Origin of the sequence: Natrialba aegyptia DSM 13077, assembly GCF_000337535.1 — an archaeon.
In the GTDB taxonomy this organism is placed as follows: Archaea; Halobacteriota; Halobacteria; order Halobacteriales; family Natrialbaceae; genus Natrialba; species Natrialba aegyptia.
The window spans coordinates 1-22,899 of record NZ_AOIP01000011.1 but is presented as its reverse complement, the minus strand read 5'-3'; the positions used below and the strand labels follow the sequence as shown (position 1 = coordinate 22,899).

At 63.0% G+C, this 22,899-nt stretch carries 26 protein-coding genes; 10 read left to right on the top strand and 16 right to left on the bottom strand.

The window, feature by feature from the left end; all coding sequences use genetic code 11:
* Positions 1 to 122 precede the first annotated feature (122 nt).
* The 13 genes from C480_RS02310 to C480_RS02250 form a co-directional block, all read right to left on the bottom strand.
* On the bottom strand, positions 123 to 1,643 hold the full coding sequence (locus C480_RS02310) for an NADH-quinone oxidoreductase subunit N (protein WP_006664009.1): 1,521 nt from the start codon (positions 1,641 to 1,643) through the stop codon (positions 123 to 125).
* Positions 1,643 to 3,178 carry a complex I subunit 4 family protein gene (locus C480_RS02305; RefSeq protein WP_006664008.1) on the bottom strand — a complete coding sequence of 512 codons (1,536 nt, stop codon included), beginning with the start codon at positions 3,176 to 3,178 and terminating at the stop codon, positions 1,643 to 1,645. The genes C480_RS02310 and C480_RS02305 overlap by 1 nt, the downstream gene beginning before the upstream one ends.
* Positions 3,175 to 5,217, bottom strand: coding sequence for an NADH-quinone oxidoreductase subunit L (gene nuoL / locus C480_RS02300; protein WP_006664007.1), 2,043 nt, complete (start codon positions 5,215 to 5,217; stop codon positions 3,175 to 3,177). Before nuoL ends, C480_RS02305 begins: the two co-directional genes overlap by 4 nt.
* 1 nt (position 5,218) lies before the next feature.
* The gene (gene nuoK / locus C480_RS02295; RefSeq protein ID WP_006109477.1) at positions 5,219 to 5,524 is read right to left on the bottom strand and encodes an NADH-quinone oxidoreductase subunit NuoK; all 306 of its coding nucleotides are present in this window, start codon (positions 5,522 to 5,524) and stop codon (positions 5,219 to 5,221) included.
* On the bottom strand, positions 5,524 to 6,039 hold the full coding sequence (locus tag C480_RS02290; RefSeq protein ID WP_006664006.1) for a hypothetical protein: 516 nt from the start codon (positions 6,037 to 6,039) through the stop codon (positions 5,524 to 5,526). Before C480_RS02290 ends, nuoK begins: the two co-directional genes overlap by 1 nt.
* Entirely contained in the window at positions 6,036 to 6,326 is a 291-nt protein-coding gene (locus tag C480_RS02285) for an NADH-quinone oxidoreductase subunit J (RefSeq protein WP_006109475.1), read from the bottom strand. Before C480_RS02285 ends, C480_RS02290 begins: the two co-directional genes overlap by 4 nt.
* Positions 6,327 to 6,365: 39 nt before the next feature.
* The gene (locus C480_RS02280) at positions 6,366 to 6,827 is read right to left on the bottom strand and encodes a NuoI/complex I 23 kDa subunit family protein (protein WP_006109474.1); all 462 of its coding nucleotides are present in this window, start codon (positions 6,825 to 6,827) and stop codon (positions 6,366 to 6,368) included.
* Complete coding sequence (locus C480_RS02275; RefSeq protein ID WP_006664005.1) at positions 6,824 to 7,909, bottom strand: complex I subunit 1/NuoH family protein; 1,086 nt, start codon at positions 7,907 to 7,909, stop codon at positions 6,824 to 6,826. Before C480_RS02275 ends, C480_RS02280 begins: the two co-directional genes overlap by 4 nt.
* Positions 7,906 to 9,582, bottom strand: a complete 1,677-nt coding sequence (locus C480_RS02270; RefSeq protein WP_006664004.1) for an NADH-quinone oxidoreductase subunit D — start codon at positions 9,580 to 9,582, stop codon at positions 7,906 to 7,908. The genes C480_RS02275 and C480_RS02270 overlap by 4 nt, the downstream gene beginning before the upstream one ends.
* Positions 9,579 to 10,286, bottom strand: coding sequence for an NADH-quinone oxidoreductase subunit B (locus C480_RS02265; RefSeq protein WP_006109471.1), 708 nt, complete (start codon positions 10,284 to 10,286; stop codon positions 9,579 to 9,581). Before C480_RS02265 ends, C480_RS02270 begins: the two co-directional genes overlap by 4 nt.
* 22 nt (positions 10,287 to 10,308) lie before the next feature.
* On the bottom strand, positions 10,309 to 10,722 hold the full coding sequence (locus C480_RS02260) for an NADH-quinone oxidoreductase subunit A (RefSeq protein WP_006664003.1): 414 nt from the start codon (positions 10,720 to 10,722) through the stop codon (positions 10,309 to 10,311).
* 241 nt (positions 10,723 to 10,963) lie between these two features.
* Positions 10,964 to 11,602: an AIR carboxylase family protein gene (locus tag C480_RS02255; RefSeq protein WP_006664002.1), complete on the bottom strand. Its 639-nt coding sequence runs from the start codon at positions 11,600 to 11,602 to the stop codon at positions 10,964 to 10,966.
* A gap of 15 nt (positions 11,603 to 11,617) precedes the next feature.
* Positions 11,618 to 12,781 carry a 5-(carboxyamino)imidazole ribonucleotide synthase gene (locus C480_RS02250; RefSeq protein ID WP_006664001.1) on the bottom strand — a complete coding sequence of 388 codons (1,164 nt, stop codon included), beginning with the start codon at positions 12,779 to 12,781 and terminating at the stop codon, positions 11,618 to 11,620.
* A gap of 133 nt (positions 12,782 to 12,914) precedes the next feature.
* Here C480_RS02250 and C480_RS24465 point away from each other — a divergent pair, with 133 nt between their 5' ends.
* The 3 genes from C480_RS24465 to C480_RS02240 are packed head-to-tail and all read left to right on the top strand — an operon-like array spanning position 12,915 to position 14,707.
* Positions 12,915 to 13,241, top strand: coding sequence for an ATP-binding cassette domain-containing protein (locus C480_RS24465; RefSeq protein ID WP_275040263.1), 327 nt, complete (start codon positions 12,915 to 12,917; stop codon positions 13,239 to 13,241).
* Positions 13,234 to 13,953, top strand: coding sequence for an ATP-binding cassette domain-containing protein (locus C480_RS02245; RefSeq protein WP_275040262.1), 720 nt, complete (start codon positions 13,234 to 13,236; stop codon positions 13,951 to 13,953). The genes C480_RS24465 and C480_RS02245 overlap by 8 nt, the downstream gene beginning before the upstream one ends.
* A complete protein-coding gene (locus C480_RS02240; protein ID WP_006664000.1) occupies positions 13,946 to 14,707 on the top strand; it encodes a hypothetical protein in 762 nt (253 codons plus the stop codon). Before C480_RS02245 ends, C480_RS02240 begins: the two co-directional genes overlap by 8 nt.
* Positions 14,708 to 14,893: 186 nt before the next feature.
* Here the strand turns inward: C480_RS02240 and tuf are convergent, their stop codons facing one another.
* Positions 14,894 to 16,159, bottom strand: coding sequence for a translation elongation factor EF-1 subunit alpha (gene tuf, locus C480_RS02235; protein ID WP_006663999.1), 1,266 nt, complete (start codon positions 16,157 to 16,159; stop codon positions 14,894 to 14,896).
* A gap of 218 nt (positions 16,160 to 16,377) precedes the next feature.
* Here tuf and ribH point away from each other — a divergent pair, with 218 nt between their 5' ends.
* The 5 genes from ribH (at position 16,378) to C480_RS02210 (ending at position 20,069) form a co-directional block, all read left to right on the top strand.
* Positions 16,378 to 16,812, top strand: a complete 435-nt coding sequence (ribH, locus tag C480_RS02230) for a 6,7-dimethyl-8-ribityllumazine synthase (protein ID WP_006663998.1) — start codon at positions 16,378 to 16,380, stop codon at positions 16,810 to 16,812.
* Between the two features lie 41 nt (positions 16,813 to 16,853).
* A complete protein-coding gene (locus C480_RS02225; protein ID WP_006663997.1) occupies positions 16,854 to 18,002 on the top strand; it encodes a pyridoxal phosphate-dependent aminotransferase in 1,149 nt (382 codons plus the stop codon).
* 168 nt (positions 18,003 to 18,170) lie between these two features.
* Positions 18,171 to 18,980 (top strand): helix-turn-helix transcriptional regulator, encoded by an 810-nt coding sequence (locus C480_RS02220; RefSeq protein ID WP_006663996.1) that lies wholly within the window; start codon positions 18,171 to 18,173, stop codon positions 18,978 to 18,980.
* Between the two features lie 120 nt (positions 18,981 to 19,100).
* Positions 19,101 to 19,313, top strand: coding sequence for a hypothetical protein (locus C480_RS02215; RefSeq protein WP_006663995.1), 213 nt, complete (start codon positions 19,101 to 19,103; stop codon positions 19,311 to 19,313).
* A 321-nt stretch (positions 19,314 to 19,634) separates the two neighbouring features.
* The gene (locus C480_RS02210; RefSeq protein WP_006663994.1) at positions 19,635 to 20,069 is read left to right on the top strand and encodes a GNAT family N-acetyltransferase; all 435 of its coding nucleotides are present in this window, start codon (positions 19,635 to 19,637) and stop codon (positions 20,067 to 20,069) included.
* A gap of 46 nt (positions 20,070 to 20,115) precedes the next feature.
* On the opposite strand, the gene C480_RS02205 is transcribed toward C480_RS02210, so the two are convergent.
* The gene (locus C480_RS02205) at positions 20,116 to 20,445 is read right to left on the bottom strand and encodes a chorismate mutase (RefSeq protein ID WP_006663993.1); all 330 of its coding nucleotides are present in this window, start codon (positions 20,443 to 20,445) and stop codon (positions 20,116 to 20,118) included.
* The gene (locus tag C480_RS02200) at positions 20,442 to 21,320 is read right to left on the bottom strand and encodes a shikimate kinase (RefSeq protein ID WP_006663992.1); all 879 of its coding nucleotides are present in this window, start codon (positions 21,318 to 21,320) and stop codon (positions 20,442 to 20,444) included. Before C480_RS02200 ends, C480_RS02205 begins: the two co-directional genes overlap by 4 nt.
* A gap of 203 nt (positions 21,321 to 21,523) precedes the next feature.
* Between C480_RS02200 and C480_RS02195 the strand changes: the two genes are divergently transcribed.
* On the top strand, positions 21,524 to 22,327 hold the full coding sequence (locus C480_RS02195; RefSeq protein WP_006663991.1) for a DUF6498-containing protein: 804 nt from the start codon (positions 21,524 to 21,526) through the stop codon (positions 22,325 to 22,327).
* A 121-nt stretch (positions 22,328 to 22,448) separates the two neighbouring features.
* Positions 22,449 to 22,889, top strand: a complete 441-nt coding sequence (locus tag C480_RS02190) for a DUF5796 family protein (RefSeq protein ID WP_006663990.1) — start codon at positions 22,449 to 22,451, stop codon at positions 22,887 to 22,889.
* Positions 22,890 to 22,899: the final 10 nt, after the last annotated feature.

Here is a 22,899-nt window from a genome sequence, read left to right as displayed (position 1 = left end):
CGAGACCGCACGACCGCACCCACGTGCGCTATCGTGAACTCGAACCGACGCCAAACATGGGGTTTTCGAGTGGAGAAGCGACAGGATAGAGAGGCCAGGAGTCAGGGGTTCGCTGTTAGGTGTTAGGTGAGCACGGCAGTTGCTGCGTTGACGGCCATATCGGCGACGGGGCCGAACATCGGCAGGAGTGCAACCGTCATGACGGCTGCGACGACGAGCGCAGCGTACAGGCCGATCGGCTGGGAGAGGGAGTCGCGTTCGGCGATCGGGTCTTCGATCCAGACGGCCTTGATCAGCCGAGAGTAGTAGTACAGCGAGAGGGCGCTGTTGACCACGAGCGCGACGGCGACGACGAGCAAGCCGGCGTCGAGTGCGCTGGTATACAGGAAGTACTTGCTCCAGAAGCCGCCCAGCGGCGGAATGCCGGCGAGACTGAACAGACAGATGCCGAGCGCGAAGCAGGCGACGGGTGCCTGTCGGGCGAGGCCGTTGTAGTCCTCGAAGGTTCGGCCGACGCCCCAGTACTCCGCGAGTGCGACGAACAGGAACGCGCCAGTGTTCATGAAGCCGTAGACCAGCAGGTGCATCATCGCCGCGCCCATGACGAGTGCACCGCCGTCGGCCGAGATGCCGGCGAGGCCGATCAGCGCGTAGCCCGCGTGGCCGATCGAGGAGTATGCGAGCATGCGTTTGACGTTCTCCTGGGTTGCGGCGGCGAAGTTCCCGAGCGTCATCGTGACGACCGCGAGGACGATGAACGCGACCGTCCAGTCGACGCCGATGACGCTCGCCGTCTGGGCGACGGGGAACGCCTCGGTGAACACGCGGAACGCGATGACGAAACCGGCGGCCTTCGAGGCCGACGAGAGGAACGCCGAAATCGGTGCGGGCGCGCCCTCGTAGGCCTCCGGGGCCCAGAAGTGGAACGGGACGCTCGCGGTCTTGTACGCGAAGCCGCCGATCAGCATGAGGATGCCGAGACCGAGCAGTCCGCCGTAGTCGTTCGCGTCGCCGTTCCCGATGACATCCGCGATGGTTTCGAGTTGCAGATGCCCGGTCGCACCGTAGACCAGCGAGATGCCGTAGAGGAAGATGGCCGAGGACAGTGCGCCGATCAGGAAGTACTTCAGACCGCCCTCGACGCTGCCGCGGTTGTCCTTGAGGATCGCGACGAGTGCATAGGACGGCAGACTCGAGAGTTCGAGCGCGATGAAGATCGTCACCAGACTATTGGCGGCGGCCATCGTGGCCATCCCGGTCGCGGCGAGCAAGACCAGCGAGTAGTACTCGGCCTGGTAGGCGTGCTCTTCCATGTAATCGTAGCTCGCGACGGTCACGAGCGCCGTGACGACGGTGATGACGATCATGAAGAACAGCGCGAGCTGGTCGACGACGAACTGGTTGTTCAGCACGTCGATGACGCCGCGGCCGCCGTCGATAGTCGGCGTGCCGACGCCGGCCAGGACGAACCAGACCGCGACGCCGAGTGCGGCGAGCGAGCCTGCCGTCGCGGTGCCGGCGAGTAGACCGCGGTTCGTCGTCGTCGGCGAGATACTATCGATGACGAACAGGGCTAGCGCCGTCGCCGCGAGCAGTACTGCCGGGGCGAGCGCCGTCCAGCCGGGGAGTTCGAAGATCGCCATTACAGTCCACCTCCGGTCTCCAGAATCGGAGTAACTGCGTCTTTCATCATCTCGAAGATCAGCTCTGGGGCCACGCCAAGCAGGATGATCAGTCCGAGCAACACGAACATCGGTGCGATGTCGTGCAGCGCGGCGCGACCGATCTCGTAGTCAGTTTCCAGGTGGTACGGCCCGAAGACCGTCCGCTGGAGCGCAAACAGCAGGTAGCCGGCGACGATGACGATACCGAACATCGCAAGCGCCGTAAACACCTGCGAGTACGCGAGCAACTCGGAACCGAAGGCCCCGAAGAAGATCGTGAACTCGCCGTAGAAGCCGCTCATCAGCGGCAGTCCCATGTAGCCGAACGCGCCGGCGACGAGAACGCCGGCCGCGACGGGCATCCGATCCGCCAGTCCGGACATGTCGGTGACCATCCGCGTGTGGGTCACGTTGTAGATGACGCCGACGGCCATGAACATCAGCCCGGAGATCAGTCCGTGACTGACCATCTGGAAGGTCGCACCGCTGACGCCGAACTCGGTGTACGCGATCAGGCCGAGGATGACGTAGCCCATCGAGGAGACCGAGGAGTAGGCGACGATCCGTTTCAGGTCCGTCTGCGCCAGCGCCAACAGTGCGCCGTAGATGACGCTGATGACCGCGATCGCGGCGATCGGCACCGCGTAGGCCTCGACCTGCTCGGGGAACATGGTGAAGTTGAACCGCAACAGCGCGTAGGTCCCCATCTTCAGTAGCACGCCGGCAAGCAGGACGGAGGCCGGCGTCGGAGCCTCGACGTGGGCGTCCGGCAGCCACGTGTGGAACGGGACGACCGGCACCTTGACCGCGAAGCCGAGGAACATCGCGACGAACACGATCGCGGTGAGCGTGCCCGGATCGACGCCGAACAGCGCCGTCTGGACGCCGCCGCCGTTGACCATCGCGTCCGCGATTTCGGGCAGCGCAAAGCTCGTGACCCCGTCACCGAGGCCGAGGACGAGCGCGATGAACGCGCCGAACATCACGAGCGAGGCGACGTTCGTGTAGACGAAGAACTTGATCGCGGCGTACTTCCGGCGCGGGCCGCCCCAGATCCCGATCAGCAAGTACATCGGGATGAGGACGGCCTCCCAGAAGATGAACCAGACGAAGAAGTCCAGTGCGGCGAAGACGCCGATCAGGTTTGCCTCGATAAAGAGCAGGAGACCGTAGAACTGGGACTCGCGCTCGTCGATCGGCGTCCACGAACTCACGATCGCAAGGGTGACGAGAATCGTCGTCATGACCACGAGCGGCAGACTGATGCCGTCGAGGCCGACGAACCACGAGATCGTGTAGTCGCCGAACTGAATCCATTCGACGTTCGAGGAGAACGCGAGTTCACCGCCGAGCAGGGCGTTGCCGCTGCCGTCGAACGCCGAGAACAGCCACAGCGCGAGTGCGGTCGGGATCAGGCTGATGGCGAACGCCAGTTTGCCGGCGATGCGGTTCGGCGCGACGAACGTGACGAGCGCGCCGAGCAGTGCGACCGCGATCAGTGCTTCGATCATCATAGGAACCACCCCCCGAGCGTGCCGAGGAGAAGCAGGAGGCCGATGAACCCGGCCACCAACAGCGCCGCGTAGTTCGTCACGAGGCCGGTCTGGACTCGTTTCAGCCGGCTGCCGCCGAAGAGACTCGCGGTCGAGACGCTATTGACGAGGCCGTCGATGACGGACTGGTCGAACCGGTCTGCCATGCGAGCGACGGGCAACGTGACCCGTTCGGCGATCCAGACCTGGTACTCGTCCTGGTAGTAGTTCGCCTCGAGCGTCCGGCGAACGCCGCCGAGTCGTTCCTTGTGCGGAACCGGCTCGGGAACGTTGTAGAGGGTGTGTGCGGTGAGTGCACCGGCGAGTGCCAGTCCGAGCGAGAGGCCGGCACCGAGCAGCATCGTCACCGTCTCGGAGCCGATAGCACCCTCCTCGAAGGCGACGGTCTCGTGGTAAGCGTGGTAGGTCAGCCCTTCGACCGAGCCGAACTCGCCGTCGAGCCAGTGCTCCAAGAACGTGATGTCGACACCCAGCACCTTCGCGAGCGGTGCGAGGTTGACGAGACCCGCGACGACGGCGAGGATACCCAGCACGATCAGCGGAGCCTTGATCGACCAGCCGACCGGGTGCGGGTCCTCGGCGGTCTCCGACCGGGGCTCACCGTGGAAGGTCAGGAAGACCATCCGGAAGGTGTAGAAGCCGGTGAAAAAGACCGCGATGAGCGCCATCGCGTAGGCGACGAGGATCACCGGCTGTTCGAGGCCGACGATCAGGGCGTCGTAGAGCACCTCGTCCTTTGACCAGAAGCCCGAGAACGGGATGATTCCCGCGAGCGCGAGCGCGCCGGCGAGGAAGGTGTAGTACGTGATGGGTGCTTTGTCCTTCAAACCGCCCATCTTCCACATGTCCTGTTCGTGGTGCATGATCACGATAACTGCGCCGGCACCCAGGAACAGCAGCGCCTTGAAGAAGGCGTGGTTCATGAGGTGGAAGACGCCGGCGACGTAGCCGCCGACGCCGAGTCCGAGCATCATGTAACCGTACTGGCTGATCGTCGAGTACGCCAGTACCTGTTTGATGTCGTCTTTGACGACGCCCATCGTCGCGGCAAACAGCGCGGTGAAGCCGCCGACGAACGCGATGACAGTCAGCGCGGTCGGCGAAAGCGCGTAGTAGCCGAACATCCGGGCGACCAGATAGACGCCGGCCGCGACCATCGTCGCCGCGTGAATGAGTGCGGAGACGGTAGTCGGGCCTTCCATGGCGTCCGGCAACCAGGTGTGCAGCGGGAACTGCGCGGACTTGCCCATGACGCCCCCGAGGACGAGCAAGGCGGTGATCGTCACCCAGGTCCGCGCATCGAAGCCGAACAGCGTCTGGCCGTTTTCGATCGCCGTCTCGGCGGCGACGACGAAGGAGTTCTCCCCGGCGAACGCGACCGTGCCGAACGTCGACGCGATGGCGACGACGCCCAGCAGGAAGAAGTAGTCACCGAAGCGAGTGACCAGAAACGCCTTCTTCGCGGCCGAGGGTGCCGAGCGGGTGCGAAACCAGAAGCCGATCAGCAGGTACGAACACAGGCCGACGAGTTCGAAGAACATGAACGCCATCAGCAGGTTGTCCGCGTAGACGAAGGCGAGCATGCTGAACGTAAAGAGCCCGAGCCCGGCGTAGTACCGCGGCAGTCCGGTCTCGCCCTCGGCGTTCATGTACCCGAGACTGAAGACGTGTACGAGGAACGCGACCAGCGAGACGATGACGAGCATCAACGCCGACAGCGGATCGATCAGGAGTCCGAAGGTGAACTCGATCCCGTTTGATCCGGCCTCGGTCAGTACGTCGCCGGCAGCCCACTCGTAGAGCGTTTCGTGATATACTTCGCCGCCCGCGACGGTGACGAGCAGCCACAGCGAGAGCAGGAGCGAGCCTGCCGTCGCGAGGATACCCGCGATCGCGCCCCGTTTCGGCATGTACTTGCCGAAGGTTAGCGCGACGACGAACGCCACGAGCGGGAACAGTGCGATTGCCGGAGCGTAGCCGAATGCACCTGTACCTGCCATCTTACCACCTCATCGTCGTTGGAACCGTGACATCGACGTCACGGAAGTTACGGTACAACACCAGCAAGATTCCGAGTCCGATCGCAACCTCTGCAGCGGCAAGCGCCATGGTGAACAGGGCGAACACCTGCCCGGTGAGGTTGCCGTGATAAAATGCGAACGCGATCAGATTGATGTTGGCCGCGTTCAGCATGAGTTCGACGGACATCAGAAACAGCAGTGCGTTGCGACGCGTCAGAATGCCAAAGAGCCCGATCGAGAACAGGGCCATCGACAGGAGGACGTAGTACTGAACCTCGACCGCCATCAGGCGTCACCTCCTGTGTTGCCGTCGCCATCGTTATCGTCGTTGCCATCGCCACCGGTCCTCGAATCAGCGGCAGAATCGGCGTCGGATCCGGTAGCTGTCACACTCCCGGTCGAATCCGAGCCGCCGTCTGCGACCGTCTCGCGTCCCGTCGCGGACCTGGCCGGTTCGGCATCGTCACGCTGGCTCGGCAGTGCGACGACCGGTTTCCCTCCCTCCTCGCGCTTTGCGAGGACGATCGCTCCGTCGAGGGCCGCATCGAGGACGACGGCGATCAGGAAGAACGCCGCGAGGAACGACTCCGTGTTCGGAATCGATCCCGCGGTGGACTGGAGTTCGTCGAGTCCGAACATCGCGTACCCGAGTTCAGATGTGATCGCAATGCTCTCGGGGAATCCCTGGCTCCCGCCGAAGCTCGTATTCAGGACGATCAGCGCCATCAGCCCGAAGAGGCCGACCGCGAGGACGCCCGGAAGGAGCACCCGTCCGACCCGGAGTCGCGGCTTGGTCGTCATGTCTGTACCACCTCGTCGGCGTTCGTCTCCGTATCGTCTGTCGCGTCCTCACGCTCCGTCAGCATCACGGCGAACGTGATGAGGATGAGCACCCCGCCGACGTAGACGAGAACCTGCATCATCGCGACGAACTCGGCCGCCTGCATCACGAAGTGGACCGCGATGCTCAACAGCGCAACGCCGAGCATGAGCGCCGAGTGCCACGGTTCCCGCAAGAGAACCACACCCAGCGCGCTGGCGAGCGTGATGAACGCAAACAGCGCGAACGCGATCTGCTCGTATATCATTGTTGTGTTAGACTGCCCGTTTCGGGGACGGGCGACCCATTACTGGTAATCGACCTCCCCGTCTCCCTCGCCGATCCACGCGCCCCGATCCGGTTCGCGCGACTCGAGCGGGTCGATATCCTTGTACCACGGTACCGACTTCAGCTCCTCTTTGTTGTAGACGAGGTCGTGTTTGGTATCGCCGGTGAACTCGAAGTTCTGCGTGAGCAGGATGGCGTCGACGGGACAGACCTCCTCGCAGAGCCGGCAGTAGATACACTGGCCGATGTGGAGGTTGTACTGTTCGCCGTTTCGCTTGTCGTCCATGACGATCTGGATCGTGTCGTTCGGACAGACGTTCTCACACTGGCGACACCAGATACAGCGTTCCTGGCTGAACTTGTGGACCCCGCGGAATCGCGGCGACACGTCCGGTGCCGTGCTCGGATACTCCACCGTGAAGGTGGAGCCGTCCAGTGCGTGTTTCATCGTCGTTGCCATCGATTTGAGTACCCCGATCATGCTATCACCCCTACGATTGCCGCGGTTAGTCCGAGATTCGCAAACGAGAGGACGAGCAGTCCCTTCCAGCCGATCTCGATAAGCTGGTCGATTCGTACGCGCGGCACCGCCGAACGCAGCCACTGCGTCAGGAAGAACACGCCCCAGATTTTGAGGGTGAACCAGACGATGCCGAGCGCAGCGGGCCCCGGACCGGCGGGTCCACCGAGGAAGATCGTCGAGATAATTGCGCCACCGAGGAAGATGTGGAGGAACTCGCCGAGATAGACCAGCACGAAGTAGACCGAGGAGTACTCGGTCTGGTACCCGGCGACGAGTTCAGCCGGCGCTTCGGGCATGTCGAACGGGTTGCGCCCGACCTCGGCGAAGTTCGCGATCAGAAAGAGGACGAACGCGAACGGGTTGACGAGCGCGTACCACTGTGGAATCGCGACGACGCCCAGATCGACGAGCGGCTCGGCCTGTGCCTCGACGATCGTACTCATCTGCAGCGATCCCGCAAACAGGACGACGGACATCCCGGTCACGACGAGCGGGATCTCGTAGGCGACGTTCTGTGCGACCGCGCGCAAGCCGCCGAGCAGCGAGTACTTGTTTCCCGACGAATAGCCGGCCATCACGAGCCCGATCGAGGCGATGCCGGCGACGGCGAAGGCGAACGCGAGGCCGACCTCGGGATCCGCAAGTTGGATGCCGCTTCCCATCGGGATCACGGCGAAGCCGAGCAGCGCCGACCCCACGATGACGATCGGCGCGAGGTCGTAGGCCGGCCGGTCCGCGTTCTCCGGAATGATGTTCTCCTTCGAGAGCATCCGAACCGCGTCCGCGATGATGATGCCGATGCCGGCCGGTCCGATCTGGTTGATCGAAATGCGGTCCGTAAAGGAGGCCGTTATCTTTCGCTTCGCCCAGGGACCGGCGACGGCGGTCATCGCGAGGATCAGGCTCCCGACGATGACCGCACCGATGAGCGTCGAGAGCAACTCGCCGGCGAGACCGAACTCGTTCAGGCCGGTGAGATCGCCGAGACGCTCGGGTAATAGCACGTCCGACTGGAGCGGCGTGGTCGTCGCCGCGTTCATCGATCCACCTCACCCAAGACGATATCGAGGCTGCCGAGCGACGCGATCAGGTCGGGAATGTACTCCCCTTCGGACATCTCGGCGAGCGCCTGCAGGTTCGAGAAACACGGACTCCGGATCTTGAACCGACCGGGTTTGTCCGTGCCGTCGGAGCGAATGTAGATGCCGAGTTCACCTTTGGCACCCTCGACGGCCCGGTAGATTTCGGTGTCTGCGTCCGGCTTCAGCGTCCGGGGGACGTTGGCCTGGACGTCGCGTTCGTCTTCGGGCCACTCTTCGAGCAGATCGAGACACTGCTCGATGATCTTTGCGGACTCCTCGACTTCTTCCATCCGACAGAGGACACGCGCATAGTTGTCACAGCCGTCGCGCGTGATGACGTCCCAATCGAGTTGGTCGTAGTACCCGTAGGGATCGTCACGACGGAGATCGTAGTCGACGCCGGAGCCGCGAACGACCGGGCCCGTACAGCCGTAGCTTTTCGCGACGTCCGGCTCTAAGACGCCCGTGTCGATACACCGGGTCTGGAAGATTTCGTTCCCCGTGATCAGGTCGTGGTACTCCGCGACCTTCGCCGGGAGTTCGTCGAGGAAGTCTCGCGCCTGCGCGAAGAACTCCTCGCGCGGTTCGGGCAGATCCCAGGCGACGCCCCCGACCCGGAAGTAGTTGAACATCATCCGCTGACCCGTCAGATCCTCCAGCAGATCCTGGATGACCTCCCGGTCGCGGAACGTGTACATGAACGTCGCGGTGAACTCGCCGTAGACGTCGAGTGCGAACGTTCCGAGTGCGAGCATATGCGAGGCGATCCGGCAGAGTTCAGCGCCCATCGTCCGGATGACCTGCGCGTACTCGGGGACCTCGACGTCGGCCAGGTCTTCGATCGCCCGCGCGTAGGCCCACTCGTTCAACAGGCCCGCCGAGACGTAGTCCCAGCGGTCGGGGTAGGGCATGATCTGGTGGCGGTATGTTCCTGACTGACACATCTGCTCTTCACACCGGTGGAGATAGCCGATATCCGGCTCGACATCGGCGACGGTCTCGCCGTCGAGTACCGTTTCGACGTGAAGGACACCGTGAGTTGCCGGATGGTGCGGCCCGATGTTCAGGAACATCGTGTCCGAATCGGCCTCTCGGTGGTCGGGCTGAATCGGGTTCTGGTGCTCCGTCAGCGTGACGAGTTGCGGTTTTTCTTGATCGTAATCCTTCGAGAGCGGATGTCCCTGCCAGGTCTCGGGCAGGAGAATCCGCCGGAGGTCCGGGTGCCCCTCGTATTCGACGCCGATGAGGTCGTAGGCCTCTCGTTCGTGCCAGTCGGCCGTTCGGAACACCGGTTCGGCGCTCTGACTGACCGGATTCTCGGTCGTCGTCGGAACGACGATGCTGAGTTCGTCGGTCGGATCGGCGAACTTCTTCAGGTGGTAGATCGACTCGTACCGGTCCTCGTACTGCTGTGCGGTGACACACGAGAGGTGGTCGTAGCCGGCCTCGTCCCGAAGGTCCGAAAGAACGGCCTGCACGTCGTTGGGATTGATGACGAATCCCGGCGCGTTCAGGTGTTCTTCGCGTGCGATTGCGCGGTCACCGAGCAGCGCCTCGAGTTCGGCTTCGTCGGTGCCGGACGCTGGCTGTGTCAGCTCCGGCTCGACCTCGGATTCCGTGCCCGTGCTCATGGTGAATCAGCCCAGTTGTACCGCATGACGAGGTCGTCCTCGTCGATCTGGTCTGCGAGTTTCTGGACCAGTTCGTCCTTCGGCAGGTCGCCGAACTCCTCGAGTTCGTACGGTTTGACGACGACGGCCGAGGACTCGCCGTTTTTGATCCGCTCCTGGAGTTTGAGGACGCCGTAGATCAGGGCTTCAGGCCGCGGCGGACAGCCGGGGACGTGAATGTCGATCGGGATGATCTCCTCGGCACCCTTGACGACGTTGTACCCTTCCTGGAACGGGCCGCCCGAAATCGTACAGGACCCCATCCCGACGACGAATTTGGGTTCGGGCATCTGATCGTAGACGCGCTTCATGCGCGGGCCGAACTTCGAGACGATCGTTCCCGGAACGATCATCACGTCGGCCTGTCGCGGCGACGCGCGCGGAACGCCGGCCCCGAATCGGTCGAGGTCGTGTTTGATCGCGTACGTGTGCATCATCTCGATGCTGCAGCAGGCGATCCCGAACTGGAGCATGAACATCGAGTTCCCGCGCACCCAGTTCATGAACTCGTCGAACTTCGTGAGGATGAACGGGGATGCGCCGAACGCCTCGCGAAGTCTGGAGTTGAAGCGATCGTCGACACCCTCGCCGATCCGGGCCTCACGGGTGTCCGTCGACGGCGCTGTGCTGTCGTGAATCGTTTGTTGTGGTTCGTCGCTACTCATGGTGTCTGGGTCGTGCTCGTGCTCATGGTCGATTCCGCTCCGTGTCTACCTGACGAGGTGTCTGTGCCCACTGGACGGCACCGTTTCGCCACGCCCATGCAAGTCCCGCGAGCAGGATTGCGACGAAAAGCACCATCGGGCCGAGGATATCGAGCAGTGACACGGCATCCGATTCGATGGCATCCAGGTACACGACCGCCCAGGGAAACAGGAGGACGGTTTCGATATCGAAGACGAGGAACAGAAGCGCAACCATGTAGTACTGGATGTTAAACCGGACGCGCGTGCCGCCGGTCGGAACCTCACCACTCTCGTAGGTGGCACGTTTGCTCGTTTCGGGCACACTCGGACGTAGCAGCGCCGATACCGCCATCATACTGAGGGGTATCAGGACTCCAACGAGCGCGAGCGCCCCGATCGCTATCCAATCGTTCATCTCCGTAACGTTCGGGAGTTTAAACCGCACGCACATAAGGGTTGATTGTTCGTTTTCCGGGTCAACACGGGCCAAGCCGAGAGATCAGGGATAAACTGTCTGTCTGTATACTCGGCGTATATTCGCCGTAGTCGTTTCCACGCGAGCGAATCGGGATTCGGCTGATTACAGACGATAAGAGCGGCAATGAAGAACGATGAACGTTGGACGACCTCGCCGGAAGTAGCGGGTGGTTCGCCGATTACCGTTCGCGCTCTCGGAACGCAGGGGTTCCCTCGTCGTGGAGTTCGCGCGAAACGGTGCCGACGCCGTCGCGCAGGCCGTCGTGGTAGGTGACGAGTCGGTCGCGCACGTCGTCGTACTGGCGAGCGAGGATCTGTGCGGCAGAGAGGGCGGCATTGAAGGACTTGCCGGCGTCGACGGCGACCAGCGGCGCGCCGGTCGGCATTCCGATCACGCTATCGACGGACTTCTCCTGGACGGGGACGCCGATGACCGGCAGCGGATACGCGATCGAGGCGGTCATATTCGGTAGATCAGCCGATTTGCCGCCCGCGCCCGCGATGATGACTTCCAGCCCGCGCTCTTCTGCCGTCTCGGCGTAGGCCGCCATCAGGTCCGGCGTCCGATGGGCCGAGGTGACGTACGTTTCGAACGTAAACCGCTCGTCGGGGGCGTTTTCGTAGTCGGTCTGCTCGGCAAAGCCGAGTTCATCAACGAACGCGTCGTAGGCTCCGCGGCGCTCGCCGCCGGTCAGCATCGTTTCGAGATCGGAATCGCTGCCCATCACGATGCCAACGTCCGGCGTCTCGGCCGCGGGACGGCTCTGTGTGGCTTCCTCGTGGAGTCGGTCGATCAGGTCGGAAACGCTGTCACTCATAGTAGGTAGTGGCGGTCACTCCGACGTGAACGTGACGGACTCCTCGAGTTCGCGCGCGGCCTCGAGTAATTCGGCTGTCGTCTCGTCGTTGCGTCCGGACAGCGTCACGTGACCCAGCTTTCGCAGGGGACGCGCCTCTCGCTTGCCGTACCAGTGGAGGGCCGCACCCGGCGTCTCGAGGATTCGATCGACGTGTTGCAACGTCGCGGACCGAGACTCCTCGACGTCACCGAGCAGGTTCACCGACACCGTCGGCGAGCGGAGATCGGTCGCGGCGAGGGGCCACCCCAGAACCGCCCGCGCGTGCTGTTCGAACTGCGAACTCTGTGCGCCCTCGATGGTCCAGTGGCCGGAGTTGTGCGGGCGCGGGGCGATTTCGTTGAGCAGGATCTCGCCGTCGCTCGTTTCGAACAATTCGATGCCGTAGACGCCGCGCCCCTCCATCACGTCGAGGACATCCGAGGCGACCCCGCGGGCGCGTTCTGCAACCGCGTTGGAGGAGCCCGCCGGCACGATCGTCTGCCGCAGGATCTCCTCCTCGTGGACGTTCTCGCTGATCGGGAACGTCGCGATTTCGTTCTTGCCCTTGACCGCGATGATCGAGATTTCACGCTCGAACTCGACGAAGGCCTCGACCATGGCGGGGCCGGCGACGGAGTCGAGTGCGGCCTCGGCGTCCGCTTTGGACTCGACGGGAACGTTCCCACGGCCGTCGTAGCCACCGGTTCGAGCCTTGAGCATGACCGGCGCGCCGTAGTCGTCGATCGCGGCGCGGATGTCGGCGGCGTCCGTAACCTTGCGAAACGGCGGGACGGGAACGCCCGCGTCCTCGAGTTCGCGTTTCTGGACGAGTTTGTCGTGAATCGTCTCGAGCGTCGCCGGCTTGGGGTGGACCGGCGTGCCGGAGTCCTCGCTGACGCGCTCTAAGACGTCCTGGTCGGCGAGTTCGATTTCGAAGGTGAGCACGTCGGCGCGAGCGGCGAGTTCGCGAATGCCGGCTTCGTCGTCGAAGTCGGCGACGATCTGGTCGCGGGCGACTGGTGCGGCCGGGCAGTCGGGCGTCGGATCGAGGACGACGACCTCGACGCCGAGCGGCGCTGCCGCCTCCGCGAGCATGCGCCCGAGTTGGCCGCCACCGACGACGCCGATCGTTGGTCCTGGCGTCTGTAACGTCGTCATTGGGCGGGCATTGACGGTGACCCCGCTTAAGAATTGGCAATCGGTGAGCGAACGAACTGTACCGACTGGCCGGGAAATAGTATTCACCTATCATTCCAAAGACATATTCCGGCTGGTATTAGCATCGTAACACATGGTCGCGAACGAACCCGTGTTGGATCGACAGTCCAACGGAACGCGGTCAGCCGTCCGCGATCGGTCGGAACCGCTTTTGACGGTCGACGGGTTGGAGAAAACCTACGAGACCGACGCGGGGGTGACGACTGCGGTCGACGACGTATCGTTCGCCATCGAGGAAGGGACGATCGTCGGACTGCTCGGTCCGAACGGGGCCGGCAAGACGACGACGATCAAGTTGCTTCTCGGGTTGATCCGCCCGACAGGTGGAACAGCACGCATCGACGGCGTCGATGTAACCGAATCCCCGGCTGCCGTCCCGGTCCGTCGCCGCGATGCTTGAAGGGGCGCGGAACGTCTACTGGCGGCTTACCGTTCGCGAAAACATTCGATTCTTCGCCCGGATCGGCGGTCAACGGGCCGATTCCGACCGGATCGATCGACTACTCGAACAGGTCGATCTCGCGGACCGAGCCGACGATCCGGTCAACGAACTCTCCCGCGGAATGAAACAGAAGGCGTCGCTGGCGTGTACCCTCGTTCGGGAGACGCCGCTCGTCGTTCTCGACGAACCCACGCTGGGCCTCGACGTGGAGAGTTCGTTCGAACTGCGCCGGGAACTCCGGCGACTGGCGGACCAGAACGAGCGAACGGTTCTCGTTTCGAGTCACGACATGCAGGTCATCGAATCACTGTGTGACCGAGTTATCATCCTGAACGACGGGTCGGTGCTGGCGGACGAGACGGTCGAGACGCTGCTCGATCTGTTCCGGACGCGAGCCGTCCGCGTGACCGTCACCGGGTGGTTATCGAACGATGTGAAAACAACCCTCACCGAACGATTCGGCGCGACGGCGTGGGCGAGCCGCGATGACGGGACTACCGTGACACACCGGTTCGACGCGACCCGCGTGCAGGGAAACGAGTTCTATGAGCTAATGGCGGTGCTTCGAAATTCGGGGACGATGTTCGGCTCAGTTGAGACGCTCGAGCCGGACCTCGAAGACGTGTTCTTACGGCTTATCGAAACCGAGCGGAGGCCCGCCGATGACTAACCAGTTGCGTCTCGTCGCCGCCGTCGTCGAAAAGCGGGTCGTCCTTCTGAGACGATATTGGGTCAATACGCTCATGCGAGTCGTCGGGATGTACGCGACGTTCGCAGTGGTTTTTCTCGGCGGCCGGTCGCTCGGCGGCGCGGATGCCGAGGCCACTCTCGATGTCATCGTCGTCGGTTTCTTCCTCTTTTTGGCTACCAGTGCGGCGTATTTCGACGTCGCTGGTAGCGTCATGCGAGAAGCCAAATGGGGCACGCTCGAACAACTGTATCTCTCGCCCGCCGGTCTCGGTCGCATTTTCTCGGTTACAACCGTGTTCAATATCGCCCTCAGTAGCGGTCTCGCGCTAGTCCTCCTCGCACTCATGGTCGTCACGACCGGTCGATCGGTCTCGGTAGACCTGCTCACGGTCGCGCCGCTGCTCGTCGTCACGATCCTACCGGCGATCGGCGTCGGCTACGCCGTTGCCGGACTTTCCTTGCTCTACAAACGGCTCGAAAACGTCCAGCAACTGCTTCGGTTCGGCTTTGCCGGCCTGATCGCTGCCCCCGGTGCGGCCGGGGACCCGCTCTCGCCTTCCTCCCGGTCAGCCCCGGAAGCAACCTCATCACCCTCGCAATGCTGGACGGAACGAGACTCTGGGAGTTTCCGCCCACCGAACTCGTCGCGCTGTTCGTCACTAGCACCGGCTACCTCGTCGGCGGCTACCTCGTCTTTTTGCATCTGGTCGAGCGAACTCGCGACCGTGGCGTGATGGGCCACTACTGATACTGTCGGACAGAAGTCAGTGAGAAGTTGGTCGCGATAATCCGGCTATCGCCGTTGGAAACAGCCGAGTTCGAGCAACCGATCTTCAAATAGTGCTGTCCGATAGTATGACCGATCCCGAACTCGCGAACTGCCGAGTTCGCGAATCTGCGGGCCGAACGCGCTTGCTGCGTTATTTCTCGTTGACCTCGAGGACCTTGCCGGCCGCGATGGTCTGGCCCATGTCGCGGATGGCGAAGCTCCCGAGTTCGGGGATTTCACTGGACGGTTCGATGCTGAGGGGCTTCTGGGGTCGGATGGTGACCACGGCGGCGTCGCCCGACTGGATGAAGTCGGGGTCTTCCTCGGCGACTTCGCCGCTCGAGGAGTCGATCTTCTGATCGATGGATTCGATCGTACAGGCGACCTGTGCCGTGTGCGCGTGGAAGACCGGCGTGTAGCCGGCCGTAATCACGGACGGGTGCTGCATGACGACGATCTGGGCCTGGAAGGTCTCGGCGACGCTCGGCGGATCGTCGGCCGGACCGCAGACGTCGCCGCGGCGGATGTCGTCCTTGCCGATGCCGCGGACGTTGAACCCGACGTTGTCACCGGGTTCGGCCTTCGGTACTTCCTCGTGGTGCATCTCGATCGTCTTTACTTCGCCGCCCACGTCGCTGGGCTGGAAGGAGACGGTGTCGCCTGTGTTCATGACACCGGTTTCGATGCGGCCGACCGGGACGGTTCCGATACCCGAAATCGTGTACACGTCCTGAATCGGCAGGCGAAGCGGTGCATCCGTCGGCGGCTCCGGCTCCGGCAGCGTGTTGAGGGCCTCGAGAACGGTTTCACCCTCGTACCACGGCGTGTTATCGGAGACGTCCGCGACGTTGTCGCCTTCGAACGCCGAGACGGGAATGAACGAGGCGTCCTCGGTGTTGAACTGCACCTGATTGAGCAGTTGGGTAACCTCCTCGACGACCTCATCGTAGGTGGATTCCTCGTAGTCGACGACGTCCATCTTGTTGACAGCGACGATGAGTTCGTCGATACCGAGCGTTCGTGCAAGGAAAACGTGTTCCTGGGTCTGGGGCGCGACGCCGTCGTCGGCGGCGACGACGAGAACGGCGTGGTCCGCCTGGGACGCGCCCGTGATCATGTTCTTGACGAAGTCGCGGTGACCCGGCGTGTCGACGATGGTAAAGTCGTACTCGTCGGTGGAGAACTCCTGGTGGGCGATGTCGATGGTGACGCCGCGTTCGCGCTCCTCGGCGAGGTTGTCCATGACGTAGGCGAACTCGAAGCCGCCTTTGCCCTTCTCTTCGGCTTCTTCGCGGTGCTGTTCGATGACGTGCTCGGGGATGCTCCCCGTCTCGTAGAGGAGTCGCCCGACGAGCGTACTCTTTCCGTGGTCGACGTGGCCGATAATGGCCAGATTCTGGTGTTGACTTGCACTCATGGTGGTTGGTACCGCTAGCAGGATCTACTCGATATGTACCCCTAAACCCTTGTGCGGCATTTGCTGGACAGTACAGAAACGCTAGGTATGAATCCGTTACCGGCGATAATGGGGCCGGTCCGCTTTCCCGGCAAGCCAGCCGACACCGTCGGGTTCGACTTGAGGATACATTCGGCGAGAACGGTACCTCTTTTACGCCCGCTCACCTCGGCTCGCGTATGACCACGCTCGGACTGGTGGTCGCGGAGTTCAATCGACCGATCACCGAGCAGATGGAGCACGAAGCCGCGGAGGCAGCCCAGGCTGCGGGAGCCGAGGTGCACGACATCGTCCACGTCCCTGGGGTGTACGACGCCCCGCTGGCCGCCGACCGCCTCGCGCGACTCGAGGCCGTCGACGCCGTGGCCGTCATCGGGACCGTCATCACCGGCGACACCGACCACGATCAGGTCATCTCCGACGCGACCGCCCAGCGGCTCGCAGACGTGAGCCTCGAGCGTGATACTCCCGTCACACTCGGCGTCACCGGCCCCGGCATGTCCGCGGCCGAGTCCCGCGAGCGCATCGAAAACGCTGCGAAAGCAGTCGACAGCGCGCTCGATCTCGTCGACGAACTACCCGATCCCGAGTCACCGTCGCGTACCGCCGACTAAAACGACCACGACGCAGCCCGAAATCGAACCCAGTTCCAGCAATGACCATGGAATTCACCGACCGCCTGACCCGAGTCGAACCGTCCGCAACCCTCGCCATCTCCGCGCTCGCCACCGAACTCGAGCAAGATGGCGCAGACGTCGTCGACCTGTCCGTCGGCGAACCCGACTTCCCGACGCCACAGAACATCGTCGACGCCGGCCAGGATGCGATGGACGCCGGCCACACCGGCTACACGACCTCCGCCGGCATCCTCGAACTCCGCGAGGCCATCGCGGACAAACTCGCCGCCGACGGCCTCGACCACGGCCCCGAGGAAATCATCGTCACCCCCGGCGCGAAGCAGGCGCTCTACGAGATCGTCCAGGCCCTGATTCAGGACGGCGACGAGGTCGCGCTGCTCGACCCCGCCTGGGTCTCCTACGAGGCGATGGTCAAGATGGCCGGCGGCGACCTCACCCGCGTCGACCTCTCCGATTCCGACTTCCAGCTCGAACCCGCCCTCGACGACCTCGCGGCCGCCGTCTCCGACGAAACCGAGCTGCTCATCGTGAACTCGCCGTCGAACCCGACCGGCGCGGTCTACACGGACGCCGCACTCGAGGGCGTCCGCGACCTCGCCGTCGAGCACGACATCACCGTCATCTCCGACGAGATCTACAAGGAGATCACCTACGGCGTCGAACCCACCAGCCTGGGAACGTTCGACGGCATGGCCGACCGCACCATCACCGTCAACGGCTTCTCGAAGGCCTACTCCATGACCGGCTGGCGACTCGGCTACTTCGCCGGCCCCCAGGACCTGATCGACCAGGCCGGCAAACTCCACAGCCACTCCGTGTCGTCGGCCGTCAACTTCGTCCAACACGCCGGCGTCGAAGCCCTCGAAAACACCGACGACGCCGTCGCCCAGATGGTCGACGCCTTCGGCCAGCGACGTGAACTCGTCATCGACTTGCTCGACGACCACGACGTCGACGTTGCGGTTCCGGACGGCGCGTTCTACATGATGCTTCCCGTCGCCGACGACGATCAGGCCTGGTGCGAGGGAGCGCTCGAGGACGCCCACGTCGCAACGGTTCCCGGCAGCGCGTTCGGGACGCCCGGCTACGCCCGCATCTCGTACGCGGCGAGCGAAGAACGACTCGAGGAAGGGATCGAACGCCTCGCCGAAGAAGACTACCTCTAACCTGCCGGACGGGACTACCGCCGTTTTCGCACGAGTTCGGTCGACTGCCAGCGGGTAGCTAATTCAGACGAGTCGTTGAGCGCAGCCTGAACCGGATCGGCGCGAGCCGTTTGGGTGATGTGCGCTCAGGATCCGAACAGCTATGTCGAGCGTGTGCGTATTAGTACCATGATGTCGAGAGCCACGAGCACGCCGCTCGACGACATCGAGTTCCTCGCGCGGTCGGAACATCGCGTGGCCGTGCTCGATGCGCTGGCCGACCGGCCTCGGAGTCGAGTTGCGCTTCGGAGGGAGACGGGGGCGTCGTCGTCCACGATCGGGCGGACGCTTCGGGCGTTCGAAGAGCGCAACTGGATCAGACGGACCGACAAGCGGTACGAAACGACGCAGTTGGGCGCGTTCGTCGCGGCGGGGCTGCGGGAGTTGATCGACCGGCTCGAAACCGAGCGGAAGCTTCGCGATACCTGGGAGTGGCTTCCGAACGAGGAAAGCGGGTTCACCGTCGAGATGGCGACCGACGCGGTCGTGACGGTCGCCGCAGTCGATTCGCCGTACCGGCCGGTGAACCGATTCGCATCCCTGTTCGAGGAGACGGACGAGTTTCGGTTCGTCGGGTTCGATATCGCCCTGCTCGAACCCTGTAAGGACGAGCTTCGAGAGCGGGTTCTCGACGGGATGCGGACGGAGATCATCGACCCGCCGAGCGTCGCCCGCTCCATTCTCGCGACCTACGGGGAGCACTGCGCCGGGCCGCTCGAAAGCGGGAATCTCACGGTCCGCGTGCACGACGACTTGCCGCCCTACGGCGTCAGTCTCTTCGACGATCGAGTCGCCGTTAGCTGTGCTGACCAGCACAGCGGCGCGGTGCAACTGTTGCTCGACACCGACGCACCGGCGGCTCGGGAGTGGGCGGAATCGACGTTCGAGCGCTATCGGCGTGAGTCGCGACCGCTCACGGTCGAATCAACGAACGAGTGATGTGTGACGGCTCGTAGCCGGTGGGCGGTTGCAGCAACTGCACGCGAGTCAGGGCGTGCATACCGCCCACTCGGTGCCTACATGCGAGTTCACGGCGTAGCCTTTCGCGGGGACTGCACCATGGCTATCGAACACTCCGACGAAGAGACAATAACGGCGCTACAGGTAGCGTGTGACACCGAGGTTTCGGGCTGTGTCTTCCTCATGCGGACGGAGGAGGAGGACAAAGACCGACTGGTCGAAATCACGCGCGATCACGTTCGCGAACAACACGGGAAGGAGTACACCCGCGACGAAATCGAAGCGGAACACGTCACCGAAGTCGAGGTCTGACCGACGGCGATTCGGGACTCCGCATCTTTTAATCGGAATGATAGGATCCCGAGCGTCCCGAGCATGAAACACGAATGATGTCCGTCCTTTCATCGAAGAGAGACGACGAGGGCAGCGAGGTGGAACGAGCCCCGGTCGAACCGGCTGATAAACGATGTCGCTCTCCGTCGGGTACTCCCGATTCTCGTGTTGTCCAACCGTCTTCAGGTCTCCGACTGACGTTATAGAGTTCGTCTCCTTCGGCGCTTTCTCATCACGTACGTTCGATGATGAGTATCACTACCAAAACCGACTAAGGTCGTCTTCTCTTCTTTTGGAGAGATGGCCAAGACGAAGGTCCACGAGTTAGAGACCGAAGCAGAGTGGTTAGGCGCGTTTCCAGTGATGTCCCAATTGCGGACCCATCTGAACGAAGACTCCTACCTTGACTATCTCCGTGAAATGACCGATGATGGGTACCGACTCTTCGCTGTCTCAGTAGACGACGAAATCGTCTCGCTCGCTGGCGTTGGGATCCAGGTGAATATGTACTACGGTCGCCACGTGTGGGTTTACGAGTTGGTAACAGACGCCGACCATCGGTCGAAGGGACATGGGATGAAACTCCTCTCGTTTATCGAAGACTGGGCCGAGGAGAGAAACTGTGAACTCGTCGCACTTTCTTCGGGCCTCCAGCGTGAGGATGCCCATCGCTTCTATGAGGAGCGGGCCGGGATGGAGCGGGCTAGCTACGTGTACAAACAGCCGTTGAAATAGTCTGTCGAAACAGTATGGCGGATCAATAATCGATAGATCGAACTCGTTACCGATTCTCGCGTTGCTCGACCTTGTTCAGTTCGATCAACAACCGAAAGATCGCCTTCACCAGATTCGCGTCGACATCGAACTGCTCTGCGTTCTGTCCCGCTCGTTCCATTACCTGCTCCTCCTGTTTCTCGTCGGTCGTCGGCAGGTCCTTCTCGTCTTTGACCGCCGCGATCGTATCCGCGACGTAGGTTCGCTGGGCGATCAGTTCGACGATCTCCTGGTCGATCGTCTCGATCTCCTCGCGGAGTTCTTCGAGATCCATCTCGTCCGGTGTTCGGTTCTCGCTTGCGATCTCGTCTCCGTTCGAAGCTGAATCTGGCGTCATGGTGTTTGAATACGTGTCCCGTCTGTTCGGGTCTGCAGTAATCGTGTCGTTCCCTCGCGCTCGTTCCACCGCTCTCGAACACCGGCCAGCGTGTCGCGGTCGCCGACGGCGACGTAGCTGGGTCCGGTTCCGGACAACGACACTCCGGTTACGTCCGGCAGCGCGTCGAGCATCGGCCCCGTCGGGAACTCGAGCGCGCCACAGAACGCGAAGCCGTTGACCGTCATCGCCTCGCCGTAGCGCCCGTCGAGTGCGAGTTCTTCGACGAGTTCAGCCATCGGCGCGATGCGCTCGCAGGCGGCGATGTCGGCATCGGCGCTGTAGGCTTGCGTCGGCGGCGTGTAGACCGCCGCGTGCCAGTCGGGTTCGTCGCGGGCGAGCAGTTCGTCGCTCGTGTTGTCGGTGATCGTCACGCCGCCGAGCATGCTCGCGCTGGCGTCGTCGAACGCGCCGGTCGCGGTGACGCCGGCGTCGCGAGCGGCACGGACGCCGAGTCGACAGGCGTCGATCCGATCGACGGCGTCGCTGACTGCCAGTGCATCGAGCGTCGCGAGAACGGTGGCGTTGGCTGCCGCGCTCGAACTCTTCAGCCCGCCGGCCATCGGGACCTCGCTTTCGGTGCGAACGCGAGCGCCGACGGTGGATCGATCGAGGCCGGCCGACGCGGCGAACTCGTCGAGGGTCAGGTCGACGCAGCGTTCGATGAGCGTCGTGTCCGCGTCCGGGTGGCCGTCGACCCGGCCGACGGTTTCGCCACTGTCGGTGAGTTCGACCGTCGCGGTCGTCTCGAGGTCGATCGCGAAGGCTGAACCGGTCCCCGTCGCGAGTGCGTTGAGGACCGTTCCGGCTGCGGGTGCGACGGCGCGGCCGTCCATACGAGAAGACTCACAGAGTGCGTACTTACGGCTGGCGGTTCTGACAAGTCTTCTCCCGGTGGCAAGGAGAGCACGGGATCGAAACCGGCCGCTGAGTACCCACCTGGTCGCCATATGCGACTCCGTACTTTCCGGCCGGCGCGGCAGGAACTCGCCTCGAGAAGAGACAGTACTTAGTGACTGCTACGCAATTTGTCAGATCGATGGAATTCGATCGGCGAACGCGAAACCGCCCCACCGTTATTTCGTTCGCTCCCGTTCTGGTCGCGAATCTCCTTCCTCTTGGCGGTGTTCTCTGGTTCGACTGGCGCATCGGCGAGGTGCTGGCGATTTATTGGATCGAAGTCGCGGTCATGCTTTTGGCGTACAGCGGGGCGGCGCTTTTCGCCGAACGGCGGATCGTGCTCGAGGGGCGGAATCTCTTCCTGCCGGGAGTGAGCCGGGGAAAAGAGTTGTCCGAGTCGAGATGGGGCGATAATCCAACCACCATCAATCTCGGGAGATCGATCCCGCCGATTTACCCGCGGAACATCAGAATTGTCGTCATGTCCGTTGTCTGGGGGCTTGGATTCCTGCTACTCCCGCTCGGTAGCTTCGGCCTGTTCCCGGTTGTCGAATCGATCGTGTCTCCCTCTCTCATCGCGGCGGTACTCGCCACGATCGGTTCCCATCTCGTCGAGTTGCGTCGCGAGTTCTTTGCGACGAAACGGTACCAGGAACTGTCTGCACACATGGTCCTCGAAATTCCCTGTCGAGTCGTCTTCTTCGCGATCGTCTTTCTCGCGTTTGGGACGCTCGTCGGCGGCTTCTTCTGCTTCCTGATCGTGAACATCGTCAGAGAAGTATTCGGCGTCGTTCCGACGCGCGGGACGCTCGAATTCCTCTTCGTCACGGGAGTCGTTCTGGGAAAGCTCGTCGTCGAGTGGTCGCGATTTCGGGCGGAGAACGACCCAGAACCGAGCGGCTTTGCAAGCTGGTTCGTTCCGTTCGATCCGCGTTCGGAGTGAAGCCGATACTCGCTGTTCGCGGTGCCGGCCGGGGCTTCCCGCCGGGCGTTTCGGTATCGCGCCCGGCGTACAATCGGCGAGAACGCACCGCTTTTCCCGACTCCGCCCGAACGAGCGAACAATGAGCGCACGCAATAACGTCGCTCCGAGTACGATCACCGTCAATCTCGTCGAGGGCGGGGTCGTCGTCCAGTACCTCGACGGCCGGGAAGTCTTCTACCACGGGCCACCCGAACCCGTCACGGAGTCGATCAAGACCCCGCCGGGGAAGGACGTCCACGTCCTCGTCACCGACCCCGACGGCGTCGAGGGCGTCATGACCTACGTCAACGACCGGGACACCCACGACGACATTCTGGAGACGACCGGCGTCGGTCGCGTGATACTCAGCGGTGACGACGAAGAAGTGCTGTATCCCGGCGTGACCGTCTCGACAGACGCCTACTCGATCCGCGTCGAGGCCGACCTCTCACTGGTCGACGGACGGGTATTCGTCTTCGCCGAGGACGAACTGAGCGAACACGCCTACGAACTCGTTCCTGTCTCTTATACACATCTCTGAGCGGGCTGGC

What these genes read in the sequence shown, in the direction of transcription:
- C480_RS02310 (WP_006664009.1), bottom strand. Translation starts at nt 1,643, where the DNA reads ATGGCGATCTTCGAACTCCCCGGCTGGACGGCGCTCGCCCCGGCAGTA.
- C480_RS02305 (WP_006664008.1), bottom strand. Translation starts at nt 3,178, where the DNA reads ATGATGATCGAAGCACTGATCGCGGTCGCACTGCTCGGCGCGCTCGTC.
- nuoL (WP_006664007.1), bottom strand. Translation starts at nt 5,217, where the DNA reads ATGGCAGGTACAGGTGCATTCGGCTACGCTCCGGCAATCGCACTGTTC.
- nuoK (WP_006109477.1), bottom strand. Translation starts at nt 5,524, where the DNA reads ATGGCGGTCGAGGTTCAGTACTACGTCCTCCTGTCGATGGCCCTGTTC.
- C480_RS02290 (WP_006664006.1), bottom strand. Translation starts at nt 6,039, where the DNA reads ATGACGACCAAGCCGCGACTCCGGGTCGGACGGGTGCTCCTTCCGGGC.
- C480_RS02285 (WP_006109475.1), bottom strand. Translation starts at nt 6,326, where the DNA reads ATGATATACGAGCAGATCGCGTTCGCGCTGTTTGCGTTCATCACGCTC.
- C480_RS02280 (WP_006109474.1), bottom strand. Translation starts at nt 6,827, where the DNA reads ATGATCGGGGTACTCAAATCGATGGCAACGACGATGAAACACGCACTG.
- C480_RS02275 (WP_006664005.1), bottom strand. Translation starts at nt 7,909, where the DNA reads ATGAACGCGGCGACGACCACGCCGCTCCAGTCGGACGTGCTATTACCC.
- C480_RS02270 (WP_006664004.1), bottom strand. Translation starts at nt 9,582, where the DNA reads ATGAGCACGGGCACGGAATCCGAGGTCGAGCCGGAGCTGACACAGCCA.
- C480_RS02265 (WP_006109471.1), bottom strand. Translation starts at nt 10,286, where the DNA reads ATGAGTAGCGACGAACCACAACAAACGATTCACGACAGCACAGCGCCG.
- C480_RS02260 (WP_006664003.1), bottom strand. Translation starts at nt 10,722, where the DNA reads ATGAACGATTGGATAGCGATCGGGGCGCTCGCGCTCGTTGGAGTCCTG.
- C480_RS02255 (WP_006664002.1), bottom strand. Translation starts at nt 11,602, where the DNA reads ATGAGTGACAGCGTTTCCGACCTGATCGACCGACTCCACGAGGAAGCC.
- C480_RS02250 (WP_006664001.1), bottom strand. Translation starts at nt 12,781, where the DNA reads ATGACGACGTTACAGACGCCAGGACCAACGATCGGCGTCGTCGGTGGC.
- C480_RS24465 (WP_275040263.1), top strand. Translation starts at nt 12,915, where the DNA reads ATGGTCGCGAACGAACCCGTGTTGGATCGACAGTCCAACGGAACGCGG.
- C480_RS02245 (WP_275040262.1), top strand. Translation starts at nt 13,234, where the DNA reads ATGCTTGAAGGGGCGCGGAACGTCTACTGGCGGCTTACCGTTCGCGAA.
- C480_RS02240 (WP_006664000.1), top strand. Translation starts at nt 13,946, where the DNA reads ATGACTAACCAGTTGCGTCTCGTCGCCGCCGTCGTCGAAAAGCGGGTC.
- tuf (WP_006663999.1), bottom strand. Translation starts at nt 16,159, where the DNA reads ATGAGTGCAAGTCAACACCAGAATCTGGCCATTATCGGCCACGTCGAC.
- ribH (WP_006663998.1), top strand. Translation starts at nt 16,378, where the DNA reads ATGACCACGCTCGGACTGGTGGTCGCGGAGTTCAATCGACCGATCACC.
- C480_RS02225 (WP_006663997.1), top strand. Translation starts at nt 16,854, where the DNA reads ATGACCATGGAATTCACCGACCGCCTGACCCGAGTCGAACCGTCCGCA.
- C480_RS02220 (WP_006663996.1), top strand. Translation starts at nt 18,171, where the DNA reads ATGATGTCGAGAGCCACGAGCACGCCGCTCGACGACATCGAGTTCCTC.
- C480_RS02215 (WP_006663995.1), top strand. Translation starts at nt 19,101, where the DNA reads ATGGCTATCGAACACTCCGACGAAGAGACAATAACGGCGCTACAGGTA.
- C480_RS02210 (WP_006663994.1), top strand. Translation starts at nt 19,635, where the DNA reads ATGGCCAAGACGAAGGTCCACGAGTTAGAGACCGAAGCAGAGTGGTTA.
- C480_RS02205 (WP_006663993.1), bottom strand. Translation starts at nt 20,445, where the DNA reads ATGACGCCAGATTCAGCTTCGAACGGAGACGAGATCGCAAGCGAGAAC.
- C480_RS02200 (WP_006663992.1), bottom strand. Translation starts at nt 21,320, where the DNA reads ATGGACGGCCGCGCCGTCGCACCCGCAGCCGGAACGGTCCTCAACGCA.
- C480_RS02195 (WP_006663991.1), top strand. Translation starts at nt 21,524, where the DNA reads ATGGAATTCGATCGGCGAACGCGAAACCGCCCCACCGTTATTTCGTTC.
- C480_RS02190 (WP_006663990.1), top strand. Translation starts at nt 22,449, where the DNA reads ATGAGCGCACGCAATAACGTCGCTCCGAGTACGATCACCGTCAATCTC.